Source organism: Arthrobacter sp. FW306-07-I, from assembly GCF_021800405.1.
In the GTDB taxonomy this organism is placed as follows: Bacteria; Actinomycetota; Actinomycetes; order Actinomycetales; family Micrococcaceae; genus Arthrobacter.
Genome location: NZ_CP084550.1, coordinates 1,903,331 through 1,916,081 on the forward strand (window position 1 = coordinate 1,903,331; position 12,751 = coordinate 1,916,081).

The window sequence follows — 12,751 nt, forward strand, 5'->3', positions numbered from 1 at the left end:
GGGCAGCAGAGCCACCGCTCGAAGGGCCCGAAGAACCACAACGTCGTGGCATGGGGCAGTCCGGACAGCCAGTAATGGCCACCGGTGCTGCCCTGGGCAGGGGCCTGCGTAACCTTTAGTTCCGCAGGCCGCGCTGACCTACAATTTCCAGTAATCAACACTTTGTTGTGCCCATCGCAGCGGCGCCGACGAGTGGGGCCAACGGTGTCCCTTCCATACGCACGATCAGGAGGAAGGACGTCTCCCATGACCCAAACTCTTAACACTCCCAGCTGGTCCGAACCGGACCAGCCTGAGACTGCACTGTCGCCGTTCAAGCGCTTCGCAGCCATGCCGGAAGCCGCCGGGCTGTACAACCCGGAGCAGGAGAAGGACGCCTGCGGGCTTGCGATTATCGCGACGCTGCGCGGCGAACCCGGGTACGACATCGTCGACGCCGCGCTGACTGCGCTTCGCAACCTCGAGCACCGTGGCGCCGTGGGTGCCGACGAGGGCACCGGCGACGGCGCAGGCCTGCTCATGCAGATTCCGGACGAGTTCTTCCGGGCCGTCACGGAGTTCGAACTGCCGGCCCCCGGCCAGTACGTGGCCGGCACCGCCTTCCTGCCTGCCGAGCAGCGGGAAGCCGACGCCGCCAAGGCCGGTATCGAGGGCCTGGCTGCCGATGAGGGCCTGAAGGTCCTCGGGTGGCGTGAAGTGCCCATCGTTGCCGATCTGGTCGGTGCCATGGCCCGCGCCTGCATGCCCTACTTCTCCCAGCCCTTCCTGGCATCGGCCAACGGTGAGGAACTGGACCGCAACGAGCTGGACTCCCGTGCGTGGCGGATCCGCAAGCGGGCCCAGAACAAGTTCGGCGTGTACTTCCCGTCGCTGTCCTCCCGGACCATCGTCTACAAGGGCATGCTCACCACCGCCCAGCTGGAGCCGTTCTACCCGGACCTCTCCGACAAGCGGTTCAAGACCAAGCTGGCGATCGTGCACTCGCGCTTCTCCACGAACACCTTCCCGTCGTGGCCGCTGGCGCAGCCGTTCCGCACCATCGCCCACAACGGTGAGATCAACACCGTCAAGGGCAACCGGAACTGGATGCGGGCCCGCCAGTCACAGCTCGCCAACCCGCTGCTGGGTGACTCGCCGGAAGAGCTGTACCCCATCTGCACCCCCGGCGCCTCCGACTCCGCGTCCTTTGACGAAGTTGCGGAGCTGCTCTGGCTCTCCGGCCGCCCCATCACGCACTCGATCATGATGATGATCCCCGAGGCCTGGGAAAACCACGCCACCATGGATCCGGCCCGGCGCGCTTTCTACGAGTACCACTCGCTGCTCATGGAACCGTGGGACGGCCCCGCCGCAGTCTCCTTCACCGACGGCAACCTGGTCGGCGCCACCCTTGACCGCAACGGCCTGCGCCCCGGCCGCTTCTGGATCACCGAGGACGGCCTGATCGTCTTCGCCTCCGAGGTGGGCGTGATCGACGTCGAACCCTCCAAGGTGGTCAAGAAGGGCCGCGTGTCCCCGGGCAAGATGTTCCTGGTGGACACCGAGGCCGGCCGCATCATCGACGACGAAGAGGTCAAGGCCGAGGTAGCCGCGGCGAACCCGTGGGCCGAGTGGGTCAAGGACAACCTGATCGATCTCAACGACCTGCCCGAACGTGAGCACGTGGTGCACACGGCTGCGTCCGTGAACATCCGCCAGCGCACCTTCGGCTACACCACCGAGGAACTGAAGATCCTGCTGGGCCCGATGGCCCGCACCGGTGCCGAGCCCCTTGGCGCCATGGGCTCCGACACTCCCGTGGCCGTGCTGTCCAAGCGCCCGCGCCTGCTGTTCGACTACTTCGTGCAGTCCTTCGCGCAGGTCACCAACCCGCCGCTGGACGCCATCCGCGAAGAACTGGTCACCTCGCTCACCTGCGCCATCGGACCCAATGGCAACCTCCTGGACACCAAGCAGGTCCGCCAGCCGCAGGTCCAGCTGCCGTTCCCTGTGATCAACAACGACCAGCTTGCCAAGATCGCCAACATCGAGGACGCCGACGGCAACCGCGTGGCCATGAAGGTCCGCGGCCTGTACCGGCCCGAAGGCGGCGAAAACGCGCTGCGTGCACGGCTCACGGAAATCTGCGAGCAGGTTTCCGGCGCCATCAACCGCGGCGTGCAGTACATCGTGCTCTCCGACCGTGACTCCAACGCCCAGTGGGCGCCCATCCCGTCGCTGCTGCTGGTCAGCGCCGTGCACCACCACCTGCTGCGCAGCGCCAACCGCACCAAGACCGCCCTTGTGGTTGAAGCCGGTGACGTCCGCGAAACGCACCACGTGGCCGTGCTCATCGGCTACGGCGCCTCCGCCGTCAACCCGTACCTGGCCATGGAATCCGTGGAGCAGCTGATCGCCGCCGGTGACGTCACCGGCGTGACCCCGCAGGACGGCGTCTACAACCTGATCAAGGGCCTGGGCAAGGGCGTCCTGAAGATCATGTCCAAGATGGGCATCTCCACCGTGGCCTCATACACCGGAGCCCAGACCTTCGAGGCATTGGGCCTGGGCCAGGAACTGGTGGACGAATTCTTCGCCGGTACCCACTCCCAGCTTGGGGGCGTCGGCCTGGACGTCATCGCAGCCGAGGTTTCCGCGCGCCACCAGATGGCCTACCCGGACGGCGGCATCGAGCAGCCGCACCGCCCCCTGCTGGGTGGCGGCGAGTACCAGTGGCGCCGCGACGGCGAACCCCACCTCTTCAACCCGGAGACCGTCTTCCGGCTGCAGCACGCGACGCGTGAGCGCCGCTACGACATCTTCAAGTCGTACACGAAGGGCGTGGACGACCAGTCCACCAACCTGATGACCCTCCGCGGCCTCCTCAAGTTCAAGAACGAGCGCCCCTCTGTTCCCCTTGAGGAAGTGGAGCCGGTCTCCAGCATCGTCAAGCGGTTCTCCACTGGTGCGATGAGCTATGGCTCCATCTCGCAGGAGGCACACGAGACGCTGGCCATCGCCATGAACCAGCTGGGCGGCAAGTCCAACACCGGTGAAGGCGGCGAGGATGTTGAGCGCCTGCTGGATCCGAAGCGCCGCTCCGCGGTCAAGCAGATCGCGTCCGGCCGGTTCGGTGTCACCAGCCTCTACCTGACCAACGCCGACGACATCCAGATCAAGATGGCGCAGGGTGCCAAGCCCGGCGAAGGCGGCCAGCTGATGGCCCAGAAGGTCTACCCGTGGGTGGCCCGGACGCGGCACTCGACCCCCGGCGTCGGGCTCATCTCCCCGCCGCCGCACCACGACATCTACTCCATCGAGGACCTCGCGCAGCTCATCTACGATGCCAAGCGCGCCAACCCCTCGGCGCGGGTGCATGTGAAGCTGGTGTCGGAAGTCGGGATCGGCACCGTGGCGTCCGGCGTGACCAAGGCGAAGGCCGACGTCGTACTTGTCTCCGGACATGACGGCGGCACCGGCGCCTCGCCGCTGAACTCGCTCAAGCACGCCGGTGTTCCCTGGGAGCTGGGCCTGGCCGAGACGCAGCAGACGCTGATGCTCAACGGCCTGCGCGACCGCGTGGTGGTGCAGGTGGATGGCCAGCTCAAGACCGGCCGCGACGTTGTCATTGCTGCCCTGCTGGGCGGCGAGGAGTTCGGCTTCGCTACCGCCCCGCTGGTGGTGGAAGGCTGCATCATGATGCGCGTCTGCCACCTGGACACCTGCCCCGTAGGTGTTGCCACGCAGAACCCCGAGCTGCGTGCACGCTTCAGTGGCAAGCCCGAGTTCGTGGTCAACTTCTTCGAATTCCTTGCTGAGGAAGTCCGGGAGATCCTGGCAGAGCTCGGTTTCCGCAGCCTCGAGGAGGCGATCGGCCACGCCGAGGTGCTGGACACCCGCGAAGCGGTCAACCACTGGAAGGCCGACGGGCTGGACCTGGACCCGATCCTGCACGGCCTGGAGTTCGACGACGACGCGCCGCTGCGCAACATGACCGGCCAGAACCACGAGCTGGACAAGCACTTCGACCAGCGCCTGATCACCATGGCCACCGAGGCGCTGACGGACCGCAGCCCGGTGAAGATCACCGTCGACGTCATCAACACCGACCGTTCGGTGGGCACCATGCTGGGCCACGTTGTCACCAAGACCTTTGGTACCGACGTCCTTGCCACGGACACCATCGACGTCACGCTGAACGGCACCGCCGGCCAGTCCCTGGGCGCCTTCCTGCCCGCGGGCATCACCCTGCGGTTGTTCGGTGACTCCAACGACTACGTGGGCAAGGGCCTGTCCGGTGGCCGGATCATCGTCCGACCGGACCGCACCAACGTTTTCAAGGCGGAGACCAACGTGATCGCCGGGAACGTGATCGGCTACGGCGCCACCAGCGGCGAGCTGTTCCTGCGCGGCCAGGTGGGCGAACGCTTCCTGGTCCGCAACTCCGGTGCCACCGCCGTCGTCGAAGGCATTGGTGACCACGGCTGCGAATACATGACCGGCGGCCAGACGCTGATCATCGGACGCACGGGCCGCAACTTCGGCGCCGGCATGTCCGGCGGAACCGCGTACGTCCTGGACCTGCGGACCACCCGCGTCAACAAGCAGGCACTGGAATCCGGTGAGCTGCAGCTGCGCGAGCTGGACGCCGAGGACCGCGACATTGTCCACGGCCTGCTGGTCAAGCACGTGGAAGAAACTGACTCCCAGCTGGCTGCGCGCCTCCTCGAGAATTTCGACGACACCGCTGCCCGCATCACCAAGGTGCTGCCGCGCGATTACGCGGCCGTGCTGCAAACCCGCCTCGACGCCATTGAAGAGGGCCTTGACCCCGACGGCGAAGAAGTATGGTCCCGAATCCTGGAGGTTACCGGTGGCTGATCCACGCGGATTTCTGAAAGTACGCCAGCGTGAAACCCAGCCGCGCCGTCCCGTCCCTGTCCGCATCATGGACTGGAAAGAGGTCTACGAGGCACAGGAAAAGGGCACGCTGAAAGCCCAGGCCGGGCGCTGCATGGACTGCGGTATCCCTTTCTGCCACCAGGGCTGCCCCCTGGGGAACCTCATTCCCGAGTGGAACGACCTCATGTGGCGGGACAAGGGCGAGGAAGCGATCGAGCGCCTGCACGCCACGAACAACTTCCCCGAGTTCACCGGCCGGCTCTGCCCCGCCCCCTGCGAGGCGTCCTGCGTGCTGGGAATCAACCAGCCCGCAGTGACCATCAAGCAGGTGGAAGTCTCCATCATCGACGAGGCATGGGACAACGGCTGGGTCAACCCGCTGCCGCCCGCCCGCCTCACCGGCAAGACCGTTGCGGTGGTCGGTTCCGGCCCCGCCGGCCTCGCCGTCGCCCAGCAGCTCACACGCGTGGGCCACACCGTCGCCGTCTACGAGCGGGACGACAAGATCGGCGGCCTGCTGCGCTACGGCATCCCCGACTTCAAGATGGAAAAGGAGCAGGTGGACCGCCGCGTCGAGCAGATGAAGGCCGAAGGCACCCGATTCCGGACCGGCGTCGCTGTGGGCACCGACGTGACCTGGGAGCAGCTGCGCAGGCGCTACGACGCCGTCGTCATTTGCACCGGTGCCACCGTTCCTCGTGACCTGCCCATCCCGGGCCGTGACCTTGACGGCATCCACTTCGCCATGGACTACCTGGTGCCCGCCAACCGCGCGGTGGCCGGTGAAACCATCGAAAACCAGATCAACGCCAACGGCAAGCACGTGGTGATCCTGGGCGGCGGCGACACCGGTGCCGACTGCCTGGGTACCGCGCACCGGCATGGCGCCGCATCAGTGACCACCCTTGCCATTGGCAAGCAGCCGCCGTCGGAGCGTGCCAGCCACCAGCCGTGGCCGACGTTCCCCACCCTGTTCGAGATGGCCAGCGCGCACGAGGAAGGCGGCGAACGCACCTACCTCGCCTCCACTGTCGAGTTCGTTGGCGAGAACGGCAAGCTGACCGGCGTGAAGGTGGCCGAGACCGAGTTTGTCGACGGCAAGCGGCTCCCGAAGGCCGGCACCGAACGGATCATCCCGGCCGACCTGGTGTTCCTGTCGCTCGGCTTCACCGGCGCTGAGCCTGCGGGCATCAGCGACCAGGTGCATGCCGAGTTCGACGGCCGCGGCAACGTTGCCCGCGACGGCTACTACATGACCAACACCGAAGGCGTGTTTGTTGCCGGTGACGCCGGCCGCGGGCAGTCCCTGATTGTGTGGGCCATTGCCGAGGGGCGTGCCGCCGCTGCCGCAGTGGACAAGTACCTGATGGGAAGCACCATCCTTCCCGCCCCCGTCGCACCGACGGACCGCGCCATCGCCGTCCTCTAGGACTGCACCGAGGGTTCACCTCGCCGACAACTTAAACAATGCAAGTGACCAATAGGGTAGGTATATGAGACGCGCAAAAATTGTGGCTACGTTCGGCCCGGCAATTGCCAGCTACGAAAACACCCTCGCGGTGCTGGAAGCCGGCGTTGACGTCGCCCGCATGAACATGAGCCACGGTGACTACACCGTGCATGACAACACCTACGAGAACGTCCGCAAGGCAGCGTCCGACCTTGGCAAGGCCGTGGCCATCATGGCCGACCTCCAGGGACCAAAGATCCGCCTGGGCCGTTTCGTGGACGGCCCGCACGCGCTGGCCGTCGGTGACATCTTCACCATCACCACCGAGGACGTTCCCGGTACCCAGGAGATCGCCTCCACCACCCTGAAGAGCCTCACCGAGGACGTCAAGGTGGGCGATGCCCTGCTGATCGACGACGGCAAGGTGGCCTTGCGCGCCATTGAGGTCGACGACGTCAAAGTGGTTGCCGAGGTGACCGTTGGCGGCATGGTGTCCAACAACAAGGGCATCAACCTCCCCGGCGTGGCCGTCAACGTTCCCGCGCTGAGCGAAAAGGATGAGGACGACCTCCGTTGGGCCATCCGCCGCGGTGTTGACCTGGTGGCTCTGTCGTTTGTCCGCGACGCATCGGACATCAGCCGCGTGCACGAGATCATGGACGAGGAAGGCCGCCGCGTACCGGTCATCGCCAAGATCGAAAAGCCGCAGGCCGTGGAGCAGCTGCCCGAGATCATCGACGCGTTCGACGCCATCATGGTGGCCCGTGGCGACCTCGGTGTGGAACTGCCGCTGGAGGAAGTGCCGATCGTCCAGAAGCGCGCCGTGGAACTGGCACGCCGGTGGGCCAAGCCGGTCATCGTGGCCACGCAGGTGCTCGAATCGATGATCGATAACCCGCGCCCCACCCGTGCAGAAGCTTCGGACTGCGCCAACGCCGTGCTCGACGGTGCCGACGCTGTCATGCTTTCCGGTGAGACAAGCGTGGGGAAGTACCCCATTGAGACCGTGAAGACCATGGCCCGGATCATCGAGTCCACCGAGGTCCACGGCCTGGAGCGCGTCCCCCCGCTGGGCACCAAGCCGCGGACCCGTGGCGGTGCCATTACGCGTGCCGCCGTCGAAATCGCCGACCAGTTGGACGCCAAGTACATTTGTGCGTTCACCCAGTCCGGTGACTCGGCCCGCCGCCTGTCCCGCCTGCGGCCGATCAAGCCGGTCTTCGCTTTCACCCCAGTGGAGCAGGTCTGGAACCAGATGGCCCTCACATGGGGCATCCAGCCGGTGCTGGTGCAGATGGTGGACCACACGGACGCCATGACCGCGCAGGTTGACCGCAGCCTCGAAGAGATGGGCCTGGTCCAGGACGGTGACCTGGTGGTCATCGCCGCCGGTTCGCCTCCCGGAAAGGCCGGCTCCACCAACTCCCTGAAGGTGCACAAGGTGGGCGACCTCGCCGACTCCACCCGCGGGGGAGAGATCGCAAGCAACCGCGAGAAGCTCGGCCCCTGGCCGGAAAAGAAGAAGAAGAACCAGGCCGCAGAGGCCTAGCCTTCTGACAAAGCAAAAAGGACCCCTGCCTTCTGGCAGGGGTCCTTTTCGCTGTCTTGCTTTGGTGACCGGCCACTGTGGTGACCGTTCCCGGTTGGTGGCCGGGCCGTCGTCGTAATTCCTCCGGGCCCGGCCTGCGCGCTAGTTGACCTGGTTGATGATGGTTTCGGCGACCTCGCGCATGCTGAGGCGGCGGTCCATGGACGTCTTCTGGATCCAGCGGAAGGCTTCCGGTTCCGTCAGGCCCATCTTGGTGGTCAGCAGGCTCTTGGCGCGCTCCACGAGCTTGCGGGTGGCGAACTGCTCCTGCAGGTCCGAAACCTCGCCCTCGAGGGCCTTGATTTCCTCGTGGCGGGAGAGTGCGATCTCCAGCGCCGGGATGAGGTCTGCGGGCGTGAACGGCTTGACCACGTAGGCCATGGCGCCGGCGTCACGGGCCCGCTCCACCAGTTCCTTCTGGCTGAAGGCGGTCAGCAGGACCACAGGGGCGATGCGGGCCTTGACGATCTTTTCCGCTGCCGAGATGCCGTCCATGACGGGCATCTTGACGTCCATGAGGACCAGGTCAGGCTTGAGTTCCTCGGCGAGCTGGACGGCCTTCTCGCCGTTGTCCGCCTCGCCCACGACGTCGTAGCCTTCACCGCGCAGGATCTCGATGATGTCGAGGCGGATGAGGGTTTCATCCTCTGCCACAATGACGCGGCGCGCCGGCTGGGACGTGGGCTTGGACTCCGTCTGTTCAGTCACGGGATCTCCTTGAAAAGGTACGGCGGGACATCACTATCTTAGGTGCCACCGCGGCTGTACTTGGCTTGCAGGGGTTCGGTTGCGGCGACGGCGGCGCGATTCTGGAATTCAGCCTATCTGCATGTAGAGTAATTCCGCGTACGTGAAGCGATCGCGTTGCTCACAGTCAGCTGTGGGCGTACTTTCGCTCCTCGTATTCCGCGCCCGAGTGGCGGAATTGGCAGACGCGCCGCACTCAAAATGCGGTATCGAAAGGTGTGTGGGTTCGAGTCCCACCTCGGGCACAGTGTTTCCGCAGGTCAAGCGCCTGTTGAGCGATTGAGTGTGTACAAAAACCGCCAAAGTGTGTACACGAGCGTACCGTTTTGTGTGTGGCAAGCATCAGTACTCGCACCAAAAAGGACGGTTCAAAGTCCTTCATGGTGCGCTGGCGGGACCCTAAGACCAAAACCGCCCAAGGCCTCACGGTTGCTACAGTCACCGAAGCTGAGACCCTCAAGCGGCTGCTTGACGCCAACGGACAATCGTTTGAGATCGCCCAGCACGCCATCCTCACCAACGAGAAACGTCCGCCTACCGTGGCAGAAGTCATCCAAGAACACATCGATCTGCTGGTCCGCCCTTCGAGCGGAACCATCAAGACGTATCAAACCATGCTTGATCTCCACATCCGGCCGGTCATCGGTCACGTTCCCGTGGACAAGGTCGACTATCGCGTCATTGCGCACTGGGTGAAGTCAATGATGGCCAAAGGCAAGGCACCAAAGACGATCCATAACATCCATGGCCTCATTTCGGCCTCGATGAATACGGCGGAGATGCTCGGCTACATCACCCGAAACCCCTGCCGGGGCGTGCAGCTGCCGAACATCGAGAAGGCCGAGGATGAGGCCATGTTCCTGACCCATGCCGAGTACCGGCTCATCATGGAGGGGATGGGGGAGCGGTACAAGGCCTTCACTGACTTCCTGGTCATGACCGGCACGCGTTTTGGAGAAGCCACTGCACTGACTGTTGCGGACGTGGACCTGCTTTCCAAGCCACCGACTGCCCGCATCAACAAAGCGTGGAAACGGGATGGGCAGAACCAGTTTTACGTTGGCGCGACAAAGACCGGTGCCGGCAAGAGGACCATCGGGCTGAACCCGGCTCTGGTGGAGCTGCTGATTCCGCTGGTGGCAAGCAGGCCAGGTAAGGAACTGGTGTTCACGACGCCCAAGGGCGGCCGGATCGTCCATAAACTCTTCTGGGCTGACTACTGGGTGCCTGCCGTTCGCACGGCCCAGGCAATTGGCATGACTAAGAACCCAAGGATTCACGACCTTCGCCACACCCACGCGTCCTGGCTCATCCAGGACGGCGTGCCATTGTTTACCATTTCCCGCCGGCTCAGGCACGCATCCACGAAGACGACTGAGCAGGTGTACGGTCACCTGATGCCCGAGGCATTGCAGGTGGGCGCTGACGCAACTGAGGGTTCGGTGACAGCTTTTCAGCGTCTTTAGCTCGTATTTCGTCGGCTCTCTCAGCGGCCGGTTTCGGTCATGTTGGTTAGTATGGCAGCACGCATGGACCTGAGAAACCTGCACTTTTCTCTGGAGGACGCCGTGGACATCGAGTTTTTTGAGCCTGCCGAAGCAGCAGCGCTTATGCGCTGCACGGAGTCCTGGCTGCGCGACGGTGCGACCAGCGGACGCTTCCCTCACGCGTGCTGGGGGAAGGGAAAGATCATCTTTACCTCGGAACACATCCTGGAGATCGCCAAGTTGAGCGAAATTCTTCCCGGCAAGACTAGTTCTCAGCTTCCCGAAAGCCAGCTGCTGAATAAGCAGCGGCTCATCGGGACACGGTCGAAGGCCAGATTGTCGCCTGTGAGCTGAGCAAGGGTTACAACCGCCCCCCACGCTGGTGCTGACAACACGCTTTTCAGGCTAAATGTGATTCGGACCTCGCAAAGTGGGAGGACCACTGAAATGGTTCGTTCCATCGCTCAATCACTGGCGGCCGTCGCTACTCTTCTTATGGCTGGCCCCCTCGCTGGTTGTAACTCTGCAGCCGACTCCATCAAATCCATGGAGTCTGCCCCAGGCGTCGCAGCAGATGCACCATGTCTGACGTCCGCCGGCGACGCTGCGAAGGCCCTTGCCCAGCTGGAGTATATTCCGGTGAAAGGGCGCGCTACGAAGACCGGCTATACGCGGAATGAGTTCGGACCCATCTGGGCCTACGTCGACCATAACGGCTGCGACACCCGCAACGACATCCTCGCCCGCGATCTGGTAGGCGAAATGTTCAAGGCCGGCACCAATAACTGCGTGGTGGCCGCAGGAGTCCTGGCTGACAAGTACACCGGTACAACCATCAGGTTTGCCGCTCTATTTCTATATCAACGAGTTCCTGGATCGACGCTGCTTCAGCATGATCGTTTTTGTGAATGACGGGAGTGTCGATGGCGCCCCTGTCGGGCGGCCCAAACAAGTTCATGATCAGTCGCTCTATCGAATGTGTGAACTTCTCCGTGAGGTGCGAACTTCCGATGTCAGGCATTTCTTAGTCCTCGCTTTCGCGTCTCCGATATCCAGGCTGCCACCCCTGCAGCCGATGCGTGAGGGATAGCTCGTCATGCTGGGTGTTTCAGCTTCGCCTCTGACTGAGTCATCCGAACCATCTGGAGGGGCCCTGTTGGGTCTGTCTGGCCGGACCTGCTGATAGCGGACGCGCACTTGTGTGGTCCCTGAAGAGGGCAGTTGCTGCGCACTGCCGGGCATTATGGATGGCGGCGATTGCTGCATTCTTATCCGAAAACGCTCCTGACACGGCTAGGACATCCCCGGCGGGGGAGAGCAACCTGAATCTAAAATCCCCGGGGCCTGTTACCAAGAGCTCGAATATTCCCGCCATGGCTTGCCTCGTGGCTGAGGGAAGTGCTGGGCCGAATAACACGGCAGAAGCGGCTGGATGCGGCTCGAGGTCTGATGGTTCAGGGAACTGGTCAGCGCCTTCGGCCGGGTCCTGGGAGTGGGAGCGTATCTCGGGAAAATCCCGGGAATTATCTCCTTCAGCCGGAGCCTCACTGTGCATCCGCGTGTTGTCCATGCTTGGTGTGCCCATTATGGAGCCTCTTTTCTCTGTACTGCCTTCTACTACCGACGGTCCCACTAAGTACTGCCTTCTACTACCGACGGTCCCACTAAGGAAACAGCGTCCACTGCCTTTCCCGGTGTGTTGATCAGAGTAGGGGCAACAGGTGATCAGGCAGATCAGGTTCATCCCCCACGAAGAAATAGGCAGCTGTTCCTATCAGCAGCAAGCCCATGACACCTACTTCGACGGCTTGGCATGCAATGGCCGTGATGAGCAGGACAACGCCGGTCAGGCAGGCCACCGCGGCGAAGTATGACGTGGCCCCGAACGGGCTTTCGATCAGACCGGTGGATAGTTCCTTGGCCAGATGCGGGTCCTTGGTCACCAGGTCCAGTTCCAGCTCGTCCAGGAGTTTCTGCTCTTTATCTGACAACGGCATCTGAAACCTCCCGTGATACCGCTGCTGCCGTTTCAGGGCTTGCAGCTGGAGCCTCCGAGTAGCTCTCCGCTGCCGGAGGATTCTAATCTAACATTTCAAATGTTAGTAATTTGACCATAGGAGCGTTCCTGGGGGAAGTCAAGGAATACCCTCCAAACAGGGGGGGCAGGGTAGGCCCGGTCCCTGTCGAGGCTGAGGGTCAGGGCTGCAGGTCTCCGGCGATGAGGGCGCAGAGCACGGCGGCTTCGCTGATGCCGGGTTCCTTTGTCGCCGTCAGCAGGGTTAGCGGGCCGTGGTCGGCCAATCCCTGGAGGTGTTTAAGGGCATCAGCAGCTTCGGATGTTTGGAGTTCGGCCAGGTACCGCTGGCTGAACTCCTCAAAACGCCGAGGGTCATGGCCGTACCACCTGCGCAGCTCATCTGATGGGGCCACCGCGTTGCACCATTCGTCCAGATGCGCCTTTCCCTTGCTCATACCCCGTGGCCAGAGGCGATCTACGAGGATACGGGCTCCATCTGTGTCCAGGGGTTCCTCATAGATGCGCCGTACTTTCACTTGTCGGGTCATCTGTATGTCTCCTTCATTGCGCAGGCTTGGCCG

The 12,751-nt window shown here is 63.5% G+C and carries 10 protein-coding genes and 1 tRNA gene; 7 read left to right on the forward strand and 4 right to left on the reverse strand.

Features of this window, described 5'->3' with window-relative positions; translation table 11 throughout:
* Nucleotides 1-246: 246 nt before the first annotated feature.
* From gltB to pyk, 3 genes are all read left to right on the forward strand, one after another.
* The gene (gene gltB, locus LFT46_RS08755; protein ID WP_236802123.1) at nt 247-4,860 is read left to right on the forward strand and encodes a glutamate synthase large subunit; all 4,614 of its coding nucleotides are present in this window, start codon (nt 247-249) and stop codon (nt 4,858-4,860) included.
* Entirely contained in the window at nt 4,853-6,310 is a 1,458-nt protein-coding gene (locus LFT46_RS08760; protein ID WP_236802124.1) for a glutamate synthase subunit beta, read from the forward strand. The genes gltB and LFT46_RS08760 overlap by 8 nt, the downstream gene beginning before the upstream one ends.
* A 64-nt stretch (nt 6,311-6,374) precedes the next feature.
* A complete protein-coding gene (pyk, locus tag LFT46_RS08765) occupies nt 6,375-7,880 on the forward strand; it encodes a pyruvate kinase (RefSeq protein ID WP_236802125.1) in 1,506 nt (501 codons plus the stop codon).
* Nucleotides 7,881-8,021: 141 nt separating this feature from the next.
* On the opposite strand, the gene LFT46_RS08770 is transcribed toward pyk, so the two are convergent.
* The gene (locus tag LFT46_RS08770) at nt 8,022-8,627 is read right to left on the reverse strand and encodes an ANTAR domain-containing response regulator (protein WP_141940978.1); all 606 of its coding nucleotides are present in this window, start codon (nt 8,625-8,627) and stop codon (nt 8,022-8,024) included.
* A 202-nt stretch (nt 8,628-8,829) separates the two neighbouring features.
* Here LFT46_RS08770 and LFT46_RS08775 point away from each other — a divergent pair.
* The 4 genes from LFT46_RS08775 to LFT46_RS08790 all read left to right on the forward strand — a co-directional run bounded on the left by LFT46_RS08775 (nt 8,830) and on the right by LFT46_RS08790 (nt 11,065).
* Nucleotides 8,830-8,911: transfer RNA gene (locus LFT46_RS08775), tRNA-Leu, on the forward strand.
* An 87-nt stretch (nt 8,912-8,998) separates the two neighbouring features.
* Nucleotides 8,999-10,132 carry a tyrosine-type recombinase/integrase gene (locus LFT46_RS08780; protein WP_236821836.1) on the forward strand — a complete coding sequence of 378 codons (1,134 nt, stop codon included), beginning with the start codon at nt 8,999-9,001 and terminating at the stop codon, nt 10,130-10,132.
* Between the two features lie 51 nt (nt 10,133-10,183).
* Nucleotides 10,184-10,507, forward strand: a complete 324-nt coding sequence (locus tag LFT46_RS08785; protein ID WP_236821837.1) for a hypothetical protein — start codon at nt 10,184-10,186, stop codon at nt 10,505-10,507.
* A 93-nt stretch (nt 10,508-10,600) separates the two neighbouring features.
* Nucleotides 10,601-11,065, forward strand: coding sequence for a hypothetical protein (locus LFT46_RS08790; protein WP_236821838.1), 465 nt, complete (start codon nt 10,601-10,603; stop codon nt 11,063-11,065).
* Nucleotides 11,066-11,282: 217 nt separating this feature from the next.
* On the opposite strand, the gene LFT46_RS21245 is transcribed toward LFT46_RS08790, so the two are convergent.
* The 3 genes from LFT46_RS21245 to LFT46_RS08805 all read right to left on the reverse strand — a co-directional run bounded on the left by LFT46_RS21245 (nt 11,283) and on the right by LFT46_RS08805 (nt 12,718).
* The gene (locus LFT46_RS21245; RefSeq protein WP_336885551.1) at nt 11,283-11,897 is read right to left on the reverse strand and encodes a DUF1508 domain-containing protein; all 615 of its coding nucleotides are present in this window, start codon (nt 11,895-11,897) and stop codon (nt 11,283-11,285) included.
* Entirely contained in the window at nt 11,857-12,150 is a 294-nt protein-coding gene (locus LFT46_RS08800; protein WP_236821839.1) for a DUF3040 domain-containing protein, read from the reverse strand. The genes LFT46_RS21245 and LFT46_RS08800 overlap by 41 nt, the downstream gene beginning before the upstream one ends.
* 199 nt (nt 12,151-12,349) lie before the next feature.
* A complete protein-coding gene (locus LFT46_RS08805; protein WP_236821840.1) occupies nt 12,350-12,718 on the reverse strand; it encodes a DUF488 domain-containing protein in 369 nt (122 codons plus the stop codon).
* Between the last annotated feature and the right edge of the window lie 33 nt (nt 12,719-12,751).